Origin of the sequence: Bacillus sp. LJBS06 (assembly GCF_016924995.1) — a bacterium.
Lineage (GTDB): Bacteria > Bacillota > Bacilli > Bacillales > Bacillaceae > Bacillus > Bacillus stercoris.
In genome coordinates this window covers 1804047-1825849 of the sequence record NZ_CP070483.1, presented here as the reverse complement: position 1 = coordinate 1825849, position 21803 = coordinate 1804047, and the positions used below count along the sequence as shown (strand labels likewise).

General features: G+C 43.0%; 19 protein-coding genes. All 19 read right to left on the bottom strand.

The window, feature by feature from the left end:
- Nucleotides 1–21 precede the first annotated feature (21 nt).
- Nucleotides 22–1308, bottom strand: a complete 1287-nt coding sequence (gene yfmH / locus JQX68_RS09410) for an EF-P 5-aminopentanol modification-associated protein YfmH (protein ID WP_040083147.1) — start codon at nucleotides 1306–1308, stop codon at nucleotides 22–24.
- On the bottom strand, nucleotides 1305–2585 hold the full coding sequence (gene yfmF, locus JQX68_RS09405; RefSeq protein ID WP_147771906.1) for an EF-P 5-aminopentanol modification-associated protein YfmF: 1281 nt from the start codon (nucleotides 2583–2585) through the stop codon (nucleotides 1305–1307). Before yfmF ends, yfmH begins: the two co-directional genes overlap by 4 nt.
- Nucleotides 2586–2783: 198 nt before the next feature.
- On the bottom strand, nucleotides 2784–3995 hold the full coding sequence (gene bcbE, locus JQX68_RS09400) for a bacillibactin exporter BcbE (RefSeq protein ID WP_080478329.1): 1212 nt from the start codon (nucleotides 3993–3995) through the stop codon (nucleotides 2784–2786).
- A 136-nt stretch (nucleotides 3996–4131) separates the two neighbouring features.
- Complete coding sequence (locus tag JQX68_RS09395; RefSeq protein ID WP_003245732.1) at nucleotides 4132–4857, bottom strand: GntR family transcriptional regulator; 726 nt, start codon at nucleotides 4855–4857, stop codon at nucleotides 4132–4134.
- Between the two features lie 144 nt (nucleotides 4858–5001).
- Nucleotides 5002–7365, bottom strand: a complete 2364-nt coding sequence (spoIIIE, locus tag JQX68_RS09390) for a DNA translocase SpoIIIE (protein ID WP_205440631.1) — start codon at nucleotides 7363–7365, stop codon at nucleotides 5002–5004.
- A 130-nt stretch (nucleotides 7366–7495) separates the two neighbouring features.
- Entirely contained in the window at nucleotides 7496–7708 is a 213-nt protein-coding gene (locus tag JQX68_RS09385) for a YlzJ-like family protein (protein WP_003231871.1), read from the bottom strand.
- The gene (tepA, locus tag JQX68_RS09380; RefSeq protein WP_014664011.1) at nucleotides 7705–8442 is read right to left on the bottom strand and encodes a translocation-enhancing protein TepA; all 738 of its coding nucleotides are present in this window, start codon (nucleotides 8440–8442) and stop codon (nucleotides 7705–7707) included. Before tepA ends, JQX68_RS09385 begins: the two co-directional genes overlap by 4 nt.
- Before the next feature lie 116 nt (nucleotides 8443–8558).
- Entirely contained in the window at nucleotides 8559–10226 is a 1668-nt protein-coding gene (rnjB, locus tag JQX68_RS09375; RefSeq protein ID WP_014664010.1) for a ribonuclease J2, read from the bottom strand.
- A gap of 177 nt (nucleotides 10227–10403) precedes the next feature.
- The gene (dapA, locus tag JQX68_RS09370; protein WP_003245816.1) at nucleotides 10404–11276 is read right to left on the bottom strand and encodes a 4-hydroxy-tetrahydrodipicolinate synthase; all 873 of its coding nucleotides are present in this window, start codon (nucleotides 11274–11276) and stop codon (nucleotides 10404–10406) included.
- 30 nt (nucleotides 11277–11306) lie between these two features.
- Entirely contained in the window at nucleotides 11307–12521 is a 1215-nt protein-coding gene (gene dapG / locus JQX68_RS09365) for an aspartate kinase (protein WP_205440630.1), read from the bottom strand.
- 91 nt (nucleotides 12522–12612) lie between these two features.
- Nucleotides 12613–13653 (bottom strand): aspartate-semialdehyde dehydrogenase, encoded by a 1041-nt coding sequence (asd, locus tag JQX68_RS09360; RefSeq protein ID WP_014664007.1) that lies wholly within the window; start codon nucleotides 13651–13653, stop codon nucleotides 12613–12615.
- A 125-nt stretch (nucleotides 13654–13778) separates the two neighbouring features.
- Nucleotides 13779–14381 (bottom strand): dipicolinate synthase subunit B, encoded by a 603-nt coding sequence (dpaB, locus tag JQX68_RS09355; RefSeq protein ID WP_014664006.1) that lies wholly within the window; start codon nucleotides 14379–14381, stop codon nucleotides 13779–13781.
- A gap of 2 nt (nucleotides 14382–14383) precedes the next feature.
- Nucleotides 14384–15277 (bottom strand): dipicolinic acid synthetase subunit A, encoded by an 894-nt coding sequence (dpaA, locus tag JQX68_RS09350; RefSeq protein ID WP_014664005.1) that lies wholly within the window; start codon nucleotides 15275–15277, stop codon nucleotides 14384–14386.
- 174 nt (nucleotides 15278–15451) lie between these two features.
- Complete coding sequence (locus JQX68_RS09345; RefSeq protein ID WP_014664003.1) at nucleotides 15452–15709, bottom strand: YlmC/YmxH family sporulation protein; 258 nt, start codon at nucleotides 15707–15709, stop codon at nucleotides 15452–15454.
- A gap of 77 nt (nucleotides 15710–15786) precedes the next feature.
- On the bottom strand, nucleotides 15787–17016 hold the full coding sequence (locus tag JQX68_RS09340; protein WP_071576874.1) for a M16 family metallopeptidase: 1230 nt from the start codon (nucleotides 17014–17016) through the stop codon (nucleotides 15787–15789).
- Between the two features lie 39 nt (nucleotides 17017–17055).
- Complete coding sequence (locus JQX68_RS09335) at nucleotides 17056–18015, bottom strand: polysaccharide deacetylase family protein (protein ID WP_147771904.1); 960 nt, start codon at nucleotides 18013–18015, stop codon at nucleotides 17056–17058.
- Between the two features lie 116 nt (nucleotides 18016–18131).
- Entirely contained in the window at nucleotides 18132–20249 is a 2118-nt protein-coding gene (gene pnp / locus JQX68_RS09330) for a polyribonucleotide nucleotidyltransferase (protein WP_014664000.1), read from the bottom strand.
- 172 nt (nucleotides 20250–20421) lie between these two features.
- Nucleotides 20422–20691 carry a 30S ribosomal protein S15 gene (rpsO, locus tag JQX68_RS09325; protein WP_003220957.1) on the bottom strand — a complete coding sequence of 90 codons (270 nt, stop codon included), beginning with the start codon at nucleotides 20689–20691 and terminating at the stop codon, nucleotides 20422–20424.
- A gap of 156 nt (nucleotides 20692–20847) precedes the next feature.
- On the bottom strand, nucleotides 20848–21798 hold the full coding sequence (gene ribF / locus JQX68_RS09320; protein ID WP_040083157.1) for a bifunctional riboflavin kinase/FAD synthetase: 951 nt from the start codon (nucleotides 21796–21798) through the stop codon (nucleotides 20848–20850).
- Nucleotides 21799–21803 lie beyond the last annotated feature (5 nt).

Sequence of the window (21803 nt, the reverse complement as noted above, 5' to 3'; positions counted from 1 at the left end):
CACACTGGAGGGATGTTTTGTTTATGATTTAGGAACAACCTTGCATACAGTCAGTCTGTCTGCAGCAATTTCCTCTTGTATGACTTTCTGCACATCCTCGATAGTAATCTGCTCGAGTACCGTTACGACGTCAAACAGGCTCATATCCAAGAATGCATAACGGGTAAATTGATTAGCGATGTATTCAGGGGAATTCAGCGCTTTTAAGAATGTACCGATCTTTTTCTTTCTGGCCAGTTCAATCTTTTCAGCGGTAATCAATTCGCCCGCGCGCAAAAGCATGCTTGAAACGTCTTCAGCCAATTGATCAGGATCAGGCGTATCTCCGCCGATCGCTGCAAAACCGAACCCATATTCAGCAGTAAAATCAAAGCTGAACGTTTCGTCAATATATCCTTTTTCATAAAGTGATTCATACTGGGCAGAGCTTTTTCCGAAAAGAGCTTCAAGCAATAAGTTCATAGAAAGTTCATGCTTTAACAGCTCTTTGCCTAATCTAAACGGGTTCTTTGATTTTAACCCGACAAGGCATTTCGGTCCCTGCACGTTCATTTTGATCTCTTTTTCTTTTCGGAAAACCGCTTCTTGCTCTTTCACTTCTTCACGTTTGATTTCCGGCTGATCGGTATACGGCTTTTTCTCCTGATTTTCTCTGACCTGCGAAATGATCGCTTCAGGATCTACCGGGCCGACAATGAATAGGAGCATGTTGCTCGGGTGATAAAACGTTTCATAGCATTCATAAAGAAGATCTTTTGTAATATGTGAAATGCTTTCCACTGTTCCCGCTATGTCAATTCTGACAGGATGCTCTTTGTACATGTTTTCAATGACTCCGAAGTAAAGCCTCCAATCAGGGTTATCATCGTACATGTTAATCTCCTGCCCGATAATCCCTTTTTCTTTTTCAACCGTTTTTTCAGTGAAATATGGGTCCTGCACGAAATCGATGAGCGTCTCTAAATTGCGTTCAACATTTGATGTGCTTGAGAAAAGATAAGCCGTTCTTGTAAATGACGTAAACGCATTGGCAGAAGCACCCTGTTTGCTGAAATCTTGAAAAACGTCTCCGTCCGCTTTTTCAAACAGCTTGTGCTCAAGAAAATGGGCGATCCCGTCCGGCACGTGAACCATCTCATTTTTATCTAAAGGGACAAACCGGTTATCTATTGAGCCGTACTTTGTTGTAAAGACCGCATATGTCTTGTTGAAGCCTTTTTTCGGCAAAACGTATACGTCAAGGCCGTTGGACATTTTTTCATGATACAGCGTCTCCTGAAGCTGTTCATATTCGATTGGTTTGATCAAGATGCTCCCTCCGTCCCTTTTAAGAAATAAGTCGTATCAAGCTGAATCTTTTCGCCGGCTTTAATGATATCCTCTTTTGTGACATTCTCAATATTGGCAAGAAAGTCTTCGATAGGAATCTCGACTTGAGCAGCGGCCTGCTGATATAAAAATTCAGTTAAACCGTATGCAGTATCAATCGTTTCCAGCACTTGGTTGCGAATGACGGCTTTTGTCTGTGCGATGTCCTGCTCACTGAAATCGCCGTTTTTCATTGCCTGAAACTGCTCCGCAATAATCGAAACAGCCTGTTCGTAATTTTTTACTTCAATGCCTGACATCACCATTAACAAGCCTTTAAAACTTTCTATACGCGAAGCGGCGTAGTAAGCAAGGCTGGCTTTTTCCCGAACGTTAATGAAAAGTTTAGAGTGAGAGAATCCGCCGAACAATCCGTTAAACACTTGTAAAGCCGGATAGTCCTGATCTGTATAAGTGATGCCGGTGCGGTAGCCGATATTCAGCTTTCCTTGTTTGACATCTTCCTCATCAATCACTTCTTTTGCTTGAACTTTTTCATCAGCCCGATTGTTTTCAATCATGCCAAGAGTGCGCTCTTCGGTTTGGAAATACTTATCAATGGCCGTTTGCACCTGCTTACTGTCCACATCACCGACAACATAAAGATCAAGCTGGTCTTTTTGGATAGCACTTTGGTATGTTTCGTATAATTGCTCGGCCGTAATGTCATCGATATCGTCGATTTCACCATTGACATGGAGCGCGTAAGGCTCATTTTGGCACATTTCCTGTATCAGTCTTAAATTCGAGTAGCGCATTTTATCATCATAGACGGCTTGGATTCTTTGCTTAAGCGTCCGTTTTTCTTGAGCCACATATTGTGCCTGAAAAGCGCCCCCCTCTAAAGCAGGTGAAAAGACGATTTCTGCGAGAAGCTGAAGCCCTTTCTCAAGAAGCGGTGTTTGGTCTTTTAAATATTTTTCATTCGGGATTTCAAGCCTGAACGTAATGACGTGCCGCTCTCCTTTTTTCGTAAGGTCCGCCGATACTGATGTGCCGTACAGCTCATCCAAATAGGAACGCAATTCTGAGGTTTTCGGATGGCTTTTCGTTCCGCGAAGAAGCACATGCGGGAGAAGCGCTCTTTTGGTGACTTGATCCTTTGTCAGCGGCGCAAGCATCTTAAAAATAAGCGAGACGGTTTTAAATTTTTCTGTTTCTACAATGTGTGCGGTTAAACCGCCGTGCTTTGTTTTGAGTTCATTAACATATGACATATGGAACCTCCTTCGTTCATTTCTTCATTAGTATGTATTATGACCAATTTTAAGCATACGCAGAAACACTCTTTCATGTAATTATAGCAACTGTAGGATTTATAAGGAAACAATAACCTCCACATACGGTATAGTAAGTTCTTTTCCAATCTCGGCGATGGTTGGAACCTGCAAGGGCGCGCAAAAAAAGACGGTTGGCTAGACCGTCCCTAAGTTTTTTTCTTCTTCTTCACTTTTTTTAGCATCTATAGTAAATAGCACTAAAAATAAAGAAACAATGCTGCAAAACGCCGAGAGTATGAAAATAATCCAGTTTGCATTTGACATTAATGCAGCAAAAACAGGCGGGCCGAGAGCCACTCCTATAAAGCGCATGCTATTGTAGAAGGAGGATATGGTTCCGCATTGCTCACTTTCAATACCTTCGGTTATCAATGCATCTAAAGCAGGAAGAGCCATGCCAATCCCAATCCCGCCAAAGCTTAAAAAGACAAATAAAAAATAAAAACTGTGGTTCCACCACAAGGCAATAAACGACAGGGTTAACAGAATCATTCCTGTCACAACGCAAAATTTCATTCGGCCTTTATCTTTACCGATCTTTTTGCCAGCTATAAAAGAACTGGTTGACAAAAACAAAAGTGGGATTGCCAGTAATCCGCCTTTAGCTACTCCGTCAATGGCATACTTGTTCTCCAGCGTATCTGACAAATAAAATAATACGCCAAATAACAAAAACATAATGACACACCCGATAATGAAGACCGTATAAAGCCAGCGCCCATCCTGCTTAAAGATTTTCTTCACGCTCTTGATAAACTCAGAAACCGCAGGCGCATCTTCATCTTCTTCAGGCTTGGCCACTAAAAACAATACGAGCAAAAAGCTGATCAAACAGAAAAACGGAATAAACCAAAACGGTACAAACCAGTACCAGGAAGCCAGTAATGCGCCAAGTATGGGACTCAGTACCTTCCCTGACGTGTTAGCGGTTTCAATATCTCCAAGTCCAGCGCTGACCTTTTCATCGTCTCCTTCAAACAGGTCACCGATAAACGGCATGACAATAGGAGCGGCACCCGCAGAACCGATGCCTTGAAGAACACGCCCCGCCAAGATCATAGCATAAGGATTTTTCATGTAGGTTGAGGCAAAAGCAGCTACCACTCCACCTAATCCTGCAATGAGGAGACATGGAAGCAATATTTTTTTCCTCCCGAAACGATCCGACAAATATCCGGCAATCGGAATGCAAATAATTGCCACTACGGAATATACAGTAATGATTAACGACACTTGAAATGAAGTCACCGACAGCTTTTTTTCCATCATCGGAAGAACAGGAATCAGCATGGAGTTCCCAAGTGTCATCACAAGCGGGACGGAAGACAATGCAATAATATTTTTCATTCCATTTTTCTTTCTCAACATTTTCACCCATTCACTTTCTTGTCATCTCTTATATATTGCGTTAACCGGAATGAAAGTATGTACAAAGAAACATGAATCAGTGCAAATAAAAAAACAGACACACAAGCGTCCGTTTTTAGAATCGTTTACGCAAAACATGAAATCTGAATTTATCGGCTCTGAAATAATTTAACGAGTAAAGCACCGGTTTATCGTGCTGATCGTAATGGGTTTGTTTTAACAGTAAAAGTGCTGTTTCCGGATCGCATTCCAGCACTGGAGAAATGGTATCGTGATAGCCGATCGGTTCTATATCAGTTACTGCATAACTGATTACGGAGCCTGAATTTTTCTCAAGCAGGTCAAACATAGATTCTTGCTGATGAGAAAAAGAATTCGGCAAAATATTCATCGGAATTTTGTCTATACAATATACAATCGGCTGTCCGTCAGCTGTTCTAACACGTTCAAGATAAAAAAGTTCTTGCCCTTCTGCCAAATGAAACCTCTTCGTATCATCCTCAGACGGCATAAGCACTTGTGATGACAGAAAAATCGTGCCAGGGGTCATATTTGCCTGTTCTATCATCTTCGTTACACTGTTCAGCTGTTCAATGCCCGAAAGAAATAACGGCTTAGAATGGACAAAAGTGCCTACACCATGCCTTCTGATAATCACATGTTCTTCTTCCAATATCCGCAAGGCTTCTCTTAGCGTCGCTCTGCTCACACCTAGCTTTTTGGAAAGCTCAAATTCAGAAGGCAGCTTTTCCTTCTCCGTGTAGATCCCATTTTTTATATCCTCTTTAATTCGTTCAATTACTTTCAAATACAAGTGCCGATTATCAGCTTTTGTAGACATGTTTCCCCTCCGTAAACCACTTTCGATAAAAATTATTGAACAATTGGGACAACTATATCATGTTTTGTCGAAAAAATAAATAGAAAGGTTATCAGTTTACATAATGTTATTATTGATAACTAAAGGAGAATGGAACTCCCTTCATTAAGAAGAGAGCTCATCATATTTCTCTTTTGATAATAAGACTTCCCTAGGTTTGCTGCCTTCATACGGTCCGACAACGCCGCGTTCCTCCATTGCGTCAATCAGGCGCGCCGCTCTCGTATAGCCGATTCTGAATCTTCTTTGCAGCATTGAAACAGATGCCGTCTGCATGCCGACGATTAATTCAACAGCTTCATCATAAAGTTCATCAGTAACCTCGGAATGAGTTTCTGTTGTCTCCTCAGGAATCATTTCTTCTTGATATTGCGCTTTCTGCTGTGTAATCACATGGTCGACGACCTTCTCCACTTCGTCATCCGACAAAAATGCTCCTTGCACACGGACAGGTTTGTTAGCCCCTACAGGTAAAAATAGCATATCGCCGCGGCCGAGAAGCTTCTCAGCGCCGCCCATGTCAAGAATGGTCCTTGAATCCGTCTGCGAAGATACGCTGAACGCGATTCGTGACGGAATATTCGCTTTGATCACTCCTGTGATAACGTCCACCGAAGGCCGCTGCGTCGCAATAATGAGATGGATGCCGGCAGCCCGCGCCATTTGAGACAATCTCGTAATCGAATCTTCCACATCAGACGAAGCGACCATCATAAGATCGGCAAGCTCGTCCACAATGACAACAATATAAGGAAGCTCCGGCTGTTTCGCTCCTTCTTCATTGTTGGCGCGTTTTATATAATCATTGTATCCTTCAATATTTCGTGTACCCGTATGTGAAAATAATTCGTACCGTCGCTCCATTTCATTGACAACCTTTTTCAAAGCCTGCGATGCTTTTTTCGGATCGGTTACAACCGGAGCAAGCAGGTGCGGAATCCCGTTATAGACATTCAGCTCTACCATTTTAGGATCGATCATCATCATTTTCACTTCATGCGGCTTTGCGCGCATTAAAATACTTGTAATAATGCCGTTGACACAGACACTTTTTCCGCTGCCGGTTGCGCCTGCGACCAAAAGGTGGGGCATCTTATTTAACTCAGCCAATACAGCTTCACCTGAAATATTGCGGCCAAGTCCAATTAACAGCTTCGCATCCGGCCTGTCATTTAATTTAGACTCCAGCACTTCCTTCAGCGAAACCATTGCCACTTCTGCGTTTGGAACCTCAATTCCGATTGCCGATTTGCCTGGTATAGGCGCTTCGATCCTGATATCCTTCGCAGCAAGCGCCAGCGCTAAATCATCGCTTAAATTGACAATTTTGCTAACCTTCACTCCGACATCAGGATACACTTCGTATTTTGTTACTGCCGGCCCGAGATGAACCTGTGTGACTTTCGCCTTTACGCCAAAGCTTTGGAAGGTCCGTTCAAGCTTTCTCGCATTTTCATAAATATTCTTTTTATCAGCCTGCTGGCCGGTATGCTTTGGATCTGCCAGTAAATCCAGTGACGGCATCTCGTAATCCTTATTTTCAAGCTCCGTAAAGGTCATAGGAGGAGCAGAAACAGTTTCCTGATCACCTGTCTCCGGTTGGATGTCCTGAAGCGGCTCCGATACAGGTTCGGTGCGCTTTTCTATAACTGGAGACTCATCCTCTTCATTACGATCAGAAAAGCTTGAGATAATTGGTTCCGAATGGACAAGAGGCGATTCTGTCTCAGAATCCCCTTCTTCATCAGAAGGCTCTGGTTCCATTTGCTGTTTTTTGCGGATCGGTTTTTGTTTTTTGCTAGGCGCTTTTGTTTTTTTCGATGACTGCATATTTGATTTGACGGATTTCATATCATCAATAAATGCCAACCATTGTTCTTTTATAAAGCGTCCAATCGGGCTCATCCACTTTTTCAGCGTTTCTTGCAGTGATCGTCCTGTGACTAAAATCATGCCGATCAAAATCATGACAATCGCCATGATCTGAGAACCAGTTGACGCAAACAAGAAGTGTGAAGCTGCAAACAGCAGCGCACCGATCATCCCTCCGCCTAAATCAGGAGAAGCAGAGCTGCCATTCATGTCCATCAAAAACAATTCCCACGTATTGCGGACCACACTTGCGGACTCAATAGTCCCTTTGTGCGTCAAATTTTTAAACAGCTGCACGTGAGAAAGCAGCAATATGCTTGCGATGATACAGTACAACCCGGCCTTTCGTCTCGTTAATAGACTTGGGGTTTTCTTCTTCCAAAACAGCGAGACTCCTAACACCAATAAACCTAACAAGCATAAAATAAACCACTCTCCAGCAAAAAAGCGGAACAAATAGATAAATGTTTGCCCGACTACCCCCAGCTGCAAGATTGCGATAATTGAAATGGCTATACACAGCAGTCCGTTGAGTTCGTATTTTATATTGAGCTGTTTCGCCTGTTTTTTTCTTGATTTTCGTTTTTTCTTTGCCACACTCATCACCTTACTGCGTTAAAAAATGTAAGTTCATACATAATGAAGAAAGCAGCCGTTTACAGGCTGCGTTTTTTCTGTAGGATTCCCCTATTATAGCATATTTTGCCCTTAAAAAAGGATTGGATTCTTATACGTTTAATTTCAGCTTTTGTCCCGGTGAAATGTCCGGATGCAGAAAATGCATTGGGTTTGTGCTCATAATTTGAATGACTTCTGCTTCATTTCCTTTCATTTCGACCAGAAGCGGTACACCTTTATATTCAATTTGCTCATGTGCGCTCGTTTCTTGGTTCTGTTCTGCAAACACAATTTCCTGCGGCATCACGGTATACAGAATCATTGGATCATCCGTCCTTCTTCTTTCCTTGCTGCCTCTATGAGCTCATTCAGTTTATTGATTGCCTGTCCGACGCCGCCTGCGTGATCAATCAATCCGTATTCAACTGCATCCTTACCAACTACATTTGTTCCGATGTCGCGTGTTAAGTTTCCTTTTGAAAACATTAGCTCTTTAAATTTCTCTTCAGTTATATTGGAATGGCTTGTGACAAATTTAACAACTCTTTCTTGCATCTTATCCAGGTATTCAAACGTTTGCGGCACCCCGATGACCAGACCGGTGAGCCTAACGGGGTGAATCGTCATCGTTGCTGTTTCGGCGATATAGCTGTAATCACAGGATACAGCAATCGGAACGCCGATGGAATGACCCCCGCCAAGCACGATAGAAACGGTCGGTTTCGATAAAGATGCCAGCATTTCCGCAATTGCTAGACCAGCTTCAACATCTCCTCCCACAGTATTTAATATAATCAGCAGGCCTTCAATTTTAGGATTTTGTTCAATTGCCACAATCTGTGGGATGACATGCTCATATTTTGTTGTTTTGTTTTGCGGAGGGAGCTGAACATGGCCTTCTATTTGTCCGATTATAGTCAGACAATGAATATTTGTATCTTGGGGCAGCTGTGGAAGTGACGTTTCACCAAGCTGCTGTATTTTATTCATAATGCTGTCTTTCGCATCATTTTTTTCAGAACGCTCTTCTTCTGTATTTTCCATACGATGATCCATCTCGCTTTCACCCTTTCCGATTTTCTCTTTGTATTATGAACAAAGATACTCAATTCAATCCCGGCTTAAAGGGCAAAAAAATAAAGACCGGAGCTGCTCCGGTCTTTAGTCAGTCATTATACTTCCATAATAATTGGGATGATCATCGGTTTACGTTTCGTTTTTTCATAAAGGAATTGGTTCAAAGCATCACGCATTGCCTGCTTCAGCGTTGACCATTCAACATTTGATGTTTCAGTCGCTTCTGTCACGATGGAACGAACAAGCTCAGTAGCCTGTACGATAAGACCTTCAGACTCTCTTACATAAACAAAACCGCGAGTGATAATTTCTGGTCCTGATACAAGATGTTTCTTTTGTTTATCAAGTGTAATGACAACGATTAAGATTCCGTCCTGTGAAAGCAAGCGGCGGTCTCTCAATACGATATTGCCGATATCACCGACACCTAGCCCATCAATTAAAATATTGCCGTAAGGAACTTTATCCCCGATTTTTACGTTTTGGCCGCGGAACTCAACGACGTCTCCTTTTTCAATTAAGAAGATGTCACTGCGCTTCATGCCGGTTTCTTCAGCGATTTTTGAATGGGCTTTTTGCATTCTGTATTCGCCGTTTACAGGAATTAAATATTTTGGTTTAAGCAGATTGATCATCAGCTTTAACTCTTCTTGTGAGCCGTGGCCTGATACATGAACACGCTTTTGGGCAAAGATGACTTGTGCACCGGCTCTCGCAAGTAGGTCCACTGTTTTAGAATAAATGAGTTCCTGCCCGGGAATTGGAGTTGACGCAATGACAACCGTATCCCCTTCTTCAATGTTCAGCTGTTTGTGAGCTTTGTTTGCCATTCTTGTAAGGGCAGCTAATGGTTCACCTTGGCTTCCGGCTGTAATAATGGCCACTTCACGCTTCGGATATTTCTTCACATCCTGTACAGAAATAAATAATTCATCATCTGCTTCAATGTATCCTAACTTTCTTGCCAGCTGCAGAACAGATTGAAGATTTTTTCCGGCTACGGCAATCTTTCTGCCATTTTGAGCCGCTGCATGAATGACTTGCTGAATCCGGTTAATATTGGATGCGAAAACAGCAATAATCACCCGGTTCTCTGAATTATACAGCGCATCCGAAATTTCTCCGCTGACAGCCGATTCCGAAGGGGTATAACCCGGCCGTTCCGCATTTGCACTGTCAGAAAGCAAGGCGAGCACGCCGCTATTGCCGATCTTGGCGATCTCGCCAATGTCGCACGTCTGATTAAGTGCAGGTGTTTGGTCAAATTTGAAGTCTCCCGTGCATACAATAGATCCAAGTGATGTTTTAAAGCTCACACCTACAGAATCAGGGATGCTGTGAATCGTTCTAAAGAACGATACTTTTGTCGATTCAAATGTAATGACAGATTTGGAGTGAATTTCTCTTAAATCAGTTTTTCGGTTATGTCCGTATTGTTTTAATTTCTCTCTTAACAGCGCAAGCGTCAGCTTTGTTCCGTACACTGGAACGGACAGCTTGTTTAATAAGTAAAAAACGCCGCCGATATTTTCATCGTGCCCGTGCGTTAAAAAGATTGCCTTGACGCGATCAGCCCGTTCAATCAAATATGATATGTCAGGAATCACCACATCAATACCGAGCATTTCATTTTCTGGATGCATAAGGCCGGCATCAACGACAAATATGTCTGAGTCAATTTCGATGACATAAAGGTTCTTCCCAATCTCTCCGACACCGCCAAGGGCGATAATTCTAACGTTTTCTGTATTTTTCTTTTTCAAAATCTATATCCTCCTAGTCTCATACCCGTCCATCATCACTTGTTCCTATTATAACTGAAAGTAAATTTAGAAAACAAGATAAAGCAGAAGGTTTAGGGAAAACCAATATGTAAAAGAAACGGTCAAACTCAGCTGAATGTGAGAATGACCGCGTTTGTTTCACTGTATGAAATTTTCTTACAGTTCGCTGATCGTGCTGCTTAAGCTCAGACGTTCATCCTCGGTTAACGGGACAAGAGGCAGACGCACAGAACCGACATCAAGACCTCTCAGCTGAAGCGCTGTTTTGACTGGAGCAGGGTTAGGCGCTTTAAACAGTTCCTTCATAATCGGCAGCAGTTTCTGATGAATCAGTGCCGCATTAGCTGTTTGCCCATTCGTATAATTTTTGATCATTTGCTGCATATCAGTGCCTGCGATATGGCTCGCCACTGACACAACTCCTCTTCCTCCAACTGAAAGAATTGGAAGCGTCAGAGCGTCATCCCCTGAATAGACATAGAAGTCTTCAGGCGTTTCAGCAATAATTTTTGTAATTGCTTCGAGGTCGCCGCTCGCTTCTTTAATCGCAACAACATTCGGAATGTCTGCCGCCAAACGGATTGTCGTTTCAGGAGCCAGAGAAGCAACCGTACGGCCCGGAACATTATAAAGCATAACCGGAAGTGATGTCTCTGCTGCAATTGCTTTAAAATGCTGGTACATTCCCTCTTGGGAAGGTTTATTGTAATACGGCGTAACAAGCATAACAGCGTCCACGCCTGCTTCCTCAGCTTTTTTTGTCAGCTTAATGGAATCTTTCGTATTGTTGCTTCCAGTACCGGCGATAACCGGAACCCGTCCGTTTACTTCTTTTACCGTATATTCAAAAAGCGCAATTTTTTCTTCAGTTGAAAGGGTTGGAGATTCTCCAGTTGTTCCCGCTACTACTAAAGAATCCGTTCCGTTTTTCAACAAGTAGTCAATCAGTGTAGACAGTTTTTGAAAGTCTACGTTCCCTTTATTGTCAAAGGGTGTAATCATCGCTGTAGACACATTTCCGAAATTCATTTTATTCACCTCATCATGATTCAATCACATTTACTTGGAAAGTTCAAACACTTCATGCAAAGCGTTTACAGCAGGAACCATATCCGATTCATGGACGAGCACCCATATCGTCGTATGGCTGTCAGCCGACTGAAGAATCGGAATTTCTTTTTCTGAAAGAGCTGACACAATTTTGGACGTAACACCGGGAACACCCATAATGCCCGCACCGACCGCCGATACCTTCGCGCAGTTTCTTGTTACCATTGGATCATAGCCCATATCCATTAAAATACGCTGAGCTGTTTCTGTTTTATTTCCGGCTACCGTATAAACGATTTCACTAGGTGTAATGTTAAAGAAATCGACACTGATTCCCGCGTTCGCCATTGCCTTGAACACTTCAGTCTGAACATTATACTGGCCGATTTTAGAAGGCACCTTGAACTGCGTGACATCTTTGACATGAGCGATTCCCGTAATCAGCCTTTCAAAAACATCACTGCCGACCTTGGAAGAGTGATGTGATGTCACCAATGTACCTTTATCCTTCGAATAAGTCGAACGGACGCGGATCGGAACCTTGGCCTGCATCGCGATTTCCACAGCACGCGGATGAATGACCTTAGCTCCCTGATACGCCAGGTTGCAGATTTCCGTATACGTCACGACAGGAAGCGGTTTCGCATTTTCCACAACTCTTGGGTCTGCAGTCATTACGCCTTCTACATCGGTGAAAATATCGATGTATTCTGCATCAACAGCTGCTCCGAGTGCGGCTGCAGACGTATCACTACCCCCTCTGCCGATTGTTGTTGTATCACCTTTTTCAGTTGCGCCCTGGAAGCCTGCGACGACCACCGCATCATGATTGGCGAGCACACCGAATAAACGCTCCGGTCTCATTTCAATGATTTTCGCATTGGTATGCTGATCATTCGTTAAAAAGCCAGCCTGAGCCCCTGTCAGCGCAGCTGCTTTCACACCGTTATCAAGCAGCATGCTTGTAAATACAACAGAGGAAATGGTCTCTCCGCAAGATAAAAGCAAATCCTGCTCCCTTGGAGAAATCGCTGACTGATCGCCGTAAAGCAGCCCCAGCAAAGAATCTGTTGCATACGGGTCTCCTTTTCGGCCCATCGCTGAAACGACAACGACGACCTTATATCCTTCACTGATTGCTTCTTTAATATGCTCTAAAGCCAGTTTGCGGCCTTTATCATCTTTTACTGATGTTCCGCCGAACTTTTGAACAATTATCTTCACTGTTTTCACTCCAAATTATTCGGACGTAACAGAAGAGAGCAGGCTGATAGTGCCTTACTCTCTTCTATTCGTCTTTAGGAAATTCTCTCTTTTATACGAGGTTTAGTTTTTTCAGGCTTTCTGCAATTTGAACAGAGTTCCATGCTGCGCCTTTTAATAGGTTATCAGAAACAACCCATAAATGAAAACCGTTTGCTCTGTCCAAGTCTTTGCGGATGCGGCCTACAAACACATCGTTTTTGCCGACAGCATCGGCAGGCATCGGATAAAGCTGCTGGCTCGGGTCATCCTGAAGTGTCACGCCCGGAGCTTCTTTTAATAGATTTTTAATATCTTCAACTGTAGCGTCATCACGGTCTATTTCGATGTAGACAGACTCTGAGTGCCCAGTTTGAATTGGCAGTCTCACACATGTAGCCGCTACTTGAAGGTCAGGCATGTGCATGATTTTTTTCGTTTCATTGATCATTTTCATTTCTTCAAACGTATAGCCGTTATCCTGGAATTTATCAATTTGCGGAATCGCGTTGAAGGCGATTTGATAGTGTTTTTTGTCACCTTTTACAGGCATGATCTCAGGCTCTATTTCTTCTTTATTTAAAATTGCCTGTGTTTGGCTGTAAAGCTCTTTTACAGCTTCATTACCCGCTCCTGATACTGCCTGGTAAGTTGATACGATGACTTTGTTTAAGCCGTATGTTTTACGGATCGGCTCAAGAGCCGCAACCATTTGGATTGTAGAGCAGTTTGGATTGGCAATAATGCCGTTGTGTTCATGCAAGTCTGCCTCATTCACTTCTGGCACAACAAGCGGTGTATTTTCGTCCATGCGGAACGCGCTCGTATTATCTATAACAATAGCGCCGCGTTTTACAGCTTCTGGTGCCAATGCTTGTGATACGCTTCCGCCGGCGCTGAACAAAGCAATATTTACCCCTTCAAAGCTCTCAGGAGAAGCTTCCTGAACAGTCAGCTCTTGGCCTTTAAACGTGACTTTTGTCCCCGCAGAGCGTTTTGAAGATAGCAATGTAAGTGTGTCCATTTCAAAGTTTCTGTCTTCAAGTGTTTTAAGCATTTGTTGTCCCACAGCCCCTGTCGCTCCGACAACAGCTACGTGTAAACCTCTTCCCATCTGTAAAACTCCTTCCGCCAATCAGCTTCATTGAATTGATTTGACTATGATTTTACGTTTTATTTTACCATAGAATATGCGGGTGATGACCGAATTTTTTAGTTTGGGAATGATTTTCTGTAAATTTAGTCATTTCCCTGATAATTCTCAACGAGAACCGGCTGAAGCTGCTGGTGCAATAGTGCCTTTTCAATCGTTTGCGGAAGCAGATCCATTTTGGCTACCATTGAATTCGGTTTTTTAAATGGATCGTCTTGCCCGAATGGAATAAAAAAGATATTTTTTGTTGACATGAGCCTCATTAAATTTGTTCCGTTTAAACCGAGTGCATCATTTGTTGAGATACCTAGAACGACTGGCCGATTGTTTCGGATTGTCGCTTTTGCCGCCATCAGCACCGGGCTGTCCGTCATGGCATTTGCCAGCTTGCTCATTGAATTGCCTGTTAAAGGCGCAATGACCATGCAGTCAAGGGGCAGCTTCGGCCCAAGGGGTTCTGCCTTTACAATCGAATCAATGGCCTCATATCCAGTCAGGTCTTCAATTTTTTTAACCCATTCTGCACCCTCTCCAAATCGGGTATTTGTGGATTTTACGTTAAATGTGACAACCGGACGAACTTCAGCTCCTTCGTTGACCAACGCCTCAATTTGCGGAAAAACCGCTTCATATGTGCAATGCGACCCGGTCAGCCCGAACCCGATTCTTTTTCCTTTTAATGACGACATCCTTATTTCCCCTCCTCAGCTTGTATTTCAGCCAAAAGCTTGCTCAAGACGTTTGCAAGGATTTGCCCAGCCGTTTTAGGAGCGACAATCCCTGGAAGGCCGGGAGCAAGAAGTGCTTTAATCCCCTGTTTTTCTGCATATTTAAAATCCGTTCCTCCGGGACGTGAGGCCAGATCCAATATTAAGGTTTTCGGTGTCATACAAGAAAGTACCGCTTGATTTAAAATCATACTCGGTATGGTATTAATGCAAATATCTATATCTTTCACATGCTCTTTCAGCTCATCGGTATGAAAAGGAACGAGCCCCATTTCAGTGATACGTGCCAGATGCGCTGAACTTCTTGCCCCCACTTTTACATTCGCCCCGAGCGCGGCAAATGTCCGGGCAATCGTCATCCCGGTGCGCCCGAGACCGAGAACGGCCACCTGAGATCCGTGTATCGTATAATCCGTGTGCTGAATAGCCAGCATAATCGTTCCTTCTACTGTCGGAATAGAGTTGTATATCGCAATGTCATCCCGCTCAAACAGCTTAACAAGTTTTCTTTTTGCCTGAGCTGCAATGTTTTCTAAATAGGCATTAGAAATACCCGAGAAAATAACACAATGTGCAGGCGTTTTGTTGAGATGGTCCTGTTTTAACACAACCTCTTCATTCGAAAATACAGTCGATACGACACCTTCTCCTGTTGTTGCGGATACTGGGAGAATGATGCTATCTATTTGTTGAAAAGGAATTTCATCAATATTGCATTTTACTGCTCCGGTAAAACCGTGATCCAATTGGTCAAACCCGACAAGATAGATGTCAGCCTGCTGTTCAGTGAGCTTTCTTATAATTTCGAGCTGTCTTGCGTCACCGCCGATAACTGCAATTTTCAATCCGGTTAACATTCTAAACGTTCACCTTCTTTGTATATACTGGATCTCTAGTTGTTAAGCTCCCCTTCATCTTATGATCAAAAGGAAATACCGGTGAATATAAAAGATGCGCTTTTTCTATATAAAAAAACATCGGCTCTGGCAGCCGATGTTTCAGATGTTTTCTTTAGAACCCAATTGGGCGATTTACTCTTGTCGAGGAGACATTTCCTCAGGTACATCTAATATGATCATATCTGATCCGATCTTTTGAATATGATGCCATGGGACGCGAATGTCATGACCTTGTTTTCTTAAACCAAACCACTTAACTGTGGGAATGAGGAGTGCTGTAATTTGTCCATCCTGTTCATTAATTTCTAAATCGGTCTGGCCGAGCACTCCGAGCCGTTCAGCTCTTTTGATGTCTACAATTTCCTTTCCTGATAATTCACTGAGCCGCATGTCTGTCACCCCCTTGTACTATGTATGATGAAAAGGATTAAAAAATGCCTGCCCCATTATAGGGCAGGCTTTCCTTTTTAAGATGGCATATTGCCGGAAGGGCTGATCAGTGCTAATGCATAGTCTTCGGTGAACAATTGTCTGGCAAGGCCGTTGACACGCTCTAAGTTCACGGCGTTTAATTCATTGATGATCTCATCTAATGTTTTATGTTTGCCGAGAAGCAGTTCATTTTTCCCGTTTCGGCTCATTTTGCTGTTTGTGCTTTCTAAGCTCAGCATTAAGCTTCCCTTCATTTGCTCTTTGCTGTTTTCCAGCTCTTTCGAAGTAATACCGTCACGTTTTAATGTAGCAAGCGTTTCTTGAATTGTTTCTGACAGCTGCTGAAGCTGATTTGCACCCGTTCCGCCGTAAATCGTTAGCATTCCGCTGTCCTCATACGAGCTGTGATAGCTGTAAACAGAATAAGCAAGTCCTTTATCTTCACGGACATCTTGGAACAGCCGGCTGCTCATGCTGCCTCCGAGCACATTATTGAGGACAATTAAATCATAAATACGTTCATGGCCAACCTCTAAGCCTTTAAATCCGAGGCACAAATGAGCCTGCTCTGTTTCTTTTTTCCTCGTCAGTTTTTCCGTGTGGAACTCAGGCTTCTCAAGTCCTGTCGCTTTGCCTTTCGCCTCGTATGACCCGAACCATTTTTCCACATCTTTGATAAAACTGTCAGATATATTGCCCGCTACCGAAATCACCACTCGGTCCGGCGTATAATAATCATGCATGTATTGTCTGAGAGAGTCACCGTTAAAGGAAGCAAGCGTTTCTTCCGTGCCAAGAATTGGGTAGCCTAAAGAATGATTGCCGTAAGTGGCTTTGCTCAGTAAATCATGCACAATGTCGTCCGGCGCATCTTCGTACATTTTAATTTCTTCATATACTACATTTTTCTCTTTTTTCAGCTCGTTTTCATCAAACGTTGAATGAAAGAACATATCTGCTAATACGTCCAGCGCGTAATTCGCATGCTCGTCAAGCACCTTTGCATAGTAGCAGGTATATTCCTTTGAAGTAAACGCATTGACTTGACCGCCAATACGATCAAAAGATTCTGCTATCTCACGTGCAGATTTTGTGCTCGTCCCTTTAAAGAACATGTGCTCTAAAAAGTGAGAAATTCCGTTTATCTCCGGCGTTTCATGTCTCGACCCTGTGCCGATCCATACGCCGATCGCAACAGAACGGACTGTCGGGTTATTTTCCAGCACAACTCTTACACCATTTTGACACGTATATCGTTTAATCAAATTTGTTCCTCCTATTCAAAGACAAGCTGCCTTCATCTGTTACTTCAATAGTCTTGTTTCATCCATTAGTTCAGTGACTGTTCCAAGTGCGTATCCTTTGTCTTTTATCTTTGTAATCAGCGCTTCAAGACTTTCCGCCGTAGGGTCAGTCGGATGCATTAAAATCATGGCACCATTATGTATCTTGCTTAACACTCTTGTCTGAAGTACAGACGGAGTCGGCTTTTGCCAATCGATTGTATCAACTGTCCACATAACTGTTCCCATCTGTTTCTCAGCTGCAATATCGATAACCGCTTTTCTGAAACTTCCGCTAGGCGGAGCGAACCACTTTGGCTTAACGCCGATCGTTTGTTCTATTTGCTCATTTGTCTTGTCGAGCTGCTCGGAAATTCTTCCTGTAGTCAGTTTGCTCATATCCGGATGATTGTATGAATGATTTCCGATTTCATGTCCGTCTTTTGCAATCTTCTTAGCGAGCTGTTCATTGTTTCTCACCCAATTGCCTTCTAAAAAGAACGTAGCTTTGACATGGTGCTTTTGCAGAATAGGAAGCATTTTTTCCAAATACTCATTTCCCCATGCCACATTGATTAAAAAAGCCACCATCGGTTTGTCAGGATTTCCTTTATAAATAGGCTCAGGCTGAAGTGACTCAAGATGAACGCTTGGTTTTACTTGGCTGTACACCAGGTCATTTTCCTGAAACTCGCCATGCTTTTTCATTTTTTTATATGATTGTTCAATATTGACCTTTAATCCATTGTAGCCAGGAATGCTTTTCCACACTTTATCGATTCTTGCATTCTGGGGCTTAACTTCGTACTCCGGCGCTTTTTGAAGCAATTCTTCATATAACGGGTCTTTGGACGCCGTGACAGTCACCGTATCTTTTTTCATTGCCCCTATATAATCAAGTGCATGCGGATTTTCCATCATCTCAAATGAGACAAAAAAAAGAAATAAAAAAACGGCAAACGGTACAAATTTTTTGTACATGTTCTGTCCCCCCTCACCTCACATTATGAAGAAGAAGGACAAGGTAGAACCCGCCTGCTTTTGAAAAGCTTCAAAATAAAGAAGCCGGGTCTCCCAGGCTCCTTTTATGTTTTCATTTAAGATTGTTGTTCTTCTTTTTCTTTCTCTTCACGGAGCACCGCTTTGCGAGACAAATTCACTCGTCCTTGTTTGTCAATTTCAGTGACCTTAACAAGAATCTCATCTCCGATCTTCACAACATCTTCAACTTTCCCTACGCGTTCAAGCGCAAGCTCTGAAATGTGCACCAAACCGTCTTTTCCGCTGAAAATTTCAACGAAAGCACCGAATTTTTCAATCCGTTTCACTTTACCTAGGTAAAGCTGGCCGACTTCAACCTCTCTGACAAGGTCTTCAATGATTTTTTTCGCTTTTTGGTTGCCGCTTTCATCTGTAGAGGAAATGAAGATTGTGCCGTCCTGCTCAATATCAATTTTAACACCGGTTTCTTCGATGATCTTATTGATTTGTTTTCCGCTTGGTCCGATGACATCGCGGATTTTATCAGGATTAATGGTCATTGTTAAGATCTTAGGCGCATATCGAGAAAGCTCTTTTCTTGATTCGCTTAATGTTGCAAGCATGCTGTTGAGGATTTCCATTCTGCCCTTTTTCGCCTGCTGAAGCGCTTCTTCAAGAATCTCTCTGGAAAGGCCTTCAATTTTAATGTCCATTTGCAGGGCCGTTACGCCTTTTTCAGTTCCCGCTACTTTAAAGTCCATATCTCCAAGCGCGTCTTCCATGCCTTGGATGTCAGTCAAAACAGTGTAATGTTCGCCTGATTTGACAAGACCCATCGCAATACCAGCAACTGGCGCTTTAATCGGTACACCGGCATCCATCATTGCAAGTGTGCTTGCGCAAATGCTTGCTTGAGACGTAGAACCGTTTGATTCAAGCACTTCTGAAACAAGACGGACAGTATAAGGGAAGTCTTTTTCAGACGGAATAACTGGCTCAAGCGCGCGCTCACCCAGTGCTCCATGTCCGATTTCACGACGTCCCGGTCCGCGCATCGGTCCTGTTTCCCCAACGCTAAATTGCGGGAAGTTGTAGTGATGCATAAACCGTTTCGACTCTTCGACACCTAAGCCGTCAAGGATTTGCACATCTCCCAGAGCACCTAGCGTACATACGCTGAGGGCCTGAGTTTGTCCCCTTGTAAATAGACCTGAACCGTGCGTTCTTGGCAAGAGGCCAACTTCTGAAGAAAGCGGGCGGATTTGATCGACACCTCGGCCGTCCGGTCTTACTTTCTCTTCAGTAATCAGGCGGCGAACTTCATTTTTCACCAGCTTAGATAAAATCTGCTTCACTTGTTTGATTGTATCTTCATCATGCTCTTCATCCTCGAATTTTGCCACAACTGCGCTCTTCACTTCGTTAATGGCATCTTCACGAGCATGCTTTTCATGAACTTGGATAGCTTTCAGCAGATCCTCTTCTGCTAAAGCTTTTACTTTTTCGTTAAGCTCTTCATCAATTTCAAAGAGCTTAATTTCTGATTTCTCTTTGCCGACTGCTGCAACAATTTCTTCTTGGAATGCAATCAGGCGTTTAATCTCTTCATGGCCGAACATAATGCCTTCAAGCATGATTTCCTCAGGAACTTCGTCCGCTCCCGCTTCTACCATGTTAATGGCATCTTTCGTGCCGGCAACGACAAGATTGATGTCGCTTTTTTCAAGCTGATCAACTGTTGGGTTAATGATAAATTGATCATCAATGCGTCCGACAGTAACCCCTGCAATTGGTCCTTCAAACGGAATATCCGATACAGAAAGCGCAAGAGATGAACCGAACATGGCAGCCATTTCTGAAGAGCAGTTTTGGTCAACACTCATGACAATGCTGATGACTTGAACTTCATTACGGAATCCATCGGCAAACAAAGGACGGATCGGACGGTCAATTAAACGGCTGGCAAGAACCGCTTTTTCACTCGGGCGTCCTTCTCTTTTAATAAAGCCGCCCGGAATTTTCCCTACCGCATATAATCTTTCTTCATAGTTTACAGTAAGAGGGAAGAAATCAAGCGGTTTTGGTTCTTTTGAAGCGGTTGCTGTACTAAGTACTGCTGTATCACCGTAGCGGATCATCACAGCACCATTTGCCTGTTTGGCAAGCTGGCCGGTTTCAACAGTAAGCGTTCTTCCGGCCCAATCTATGGTAAAGACGTGTTTTTCTTGTCCCATACGATTACGAACTCCTCTCTTCGTTGTGTGAAATAATCAATTACTCCTATTATGAACGAAATGAATTGAACATATCAATGTCAAAGTAGTATGTAAAAGGATTTCAATGATTTGTTATAAGAAATTTCGCTTTAATACGATAAAAAAGCGGGAATCCTCCCGCTTTTTACGATTATCGACGTAAGCCTAGTTTGTTAATTAACTCACGGTAACGAGTTACGTCTTTATTACGTAGATACGTAAGAAGATTACGACGCTTACCTACCATTTTAAGAAGACCGCGACGTGAGTGGTGGTCTTTCTTGTGAGTACGTAAATGCTCGTTCAAGTTGTTAATTGAGTCAGTTAGGATAGCGATCTGAACTTCTGGAGATCCAGTATCAGATTCGTGTGTTTTGAACTCGTTGATGAGTTGGTTTTTACGCTCTTGAGTAATTGCCATCCTGTTTCACCTCCAAATCATATTTAGCCCCAGTTACCTAGCAACCGTCGGTGACTTCGGATTGCCAAGCAATGGTTTTAAGACTACGAAAACTATCATACTAAAAATCGTGCCTATATGCAAATATTTTAGAATAAAATTTGCGTGCGTTGCAAGTTATTTCCGCAAATTGTTGAAATAACGGATGGCTTCCTGCTTATCTTTCTCAATTTGCTCTGTTAATTCTTTGATGCCATTGAATTTCCGCTCGCTCCGAATCCGTTTGTACCATTCGATTTTTATAGCGGCTCCATATACCTCTTGATCGAAATCAAACAGATTGACCTCAATGGAAGGCTGTTCAGGGCGCTTTTCATAAAACGTCGGCTTATAGCCGATATTGCAAACGCCATTGTAGACTTCGCCGTTCACTTCCGCTTTTACGGCATATACACCCGTTGGCGGAACGATATAGCTGTTATTTAAACCGACATTTGCTGTCGGAAACCCGATGGTCCGTCCTCTTTTATCACCATGAATCACAATTCCTTTTATAAAATAAGGCTGTCCAAGCAAGACATTCGCCAATTCAACATCTCCGTTTTGAAGCGCGGTACGGATATACGAAGAACTGATTTTTTTATCCTGCTCTGTTAATTTTTCTACCATGGTGCACTCAGCTTTTCCGTCTAAATCAGCCGGCATGGTCTCCATTGTACCCTTGCCGTATTTGCCGTACGTAAAGTCAAAGCCTGCCACTGCGTGCTGCACATTAAGGCCGATAATATACTGGTCTATAAACTGCTTGGGAGAAAGAGAAGCAAACACTTCGTTAAATTTAACGACATACAGAATTTCTGTACCTAATTGTTCAATTTGGTTTATTTTATCTTCAAGAGGCGTAATTAGATCCTTTGGCTCCTTATCCCTGCCCAAAACGTGAGAAGGATGAGGATGAAAGGTCATCACAGCCAATGTCAGGCCTTTTTCTTCGGCTATTTGCTTCGCTGTGCCGATTACCTTCTGATGTCCAAGATGAACGCCGTCAAAATAACCTAACGCCATCACTGATTTTGCCTGCTCCTCTTTCATTAAATGATGAGGATGTGTAATATGTATCGTCTTCACAGAAC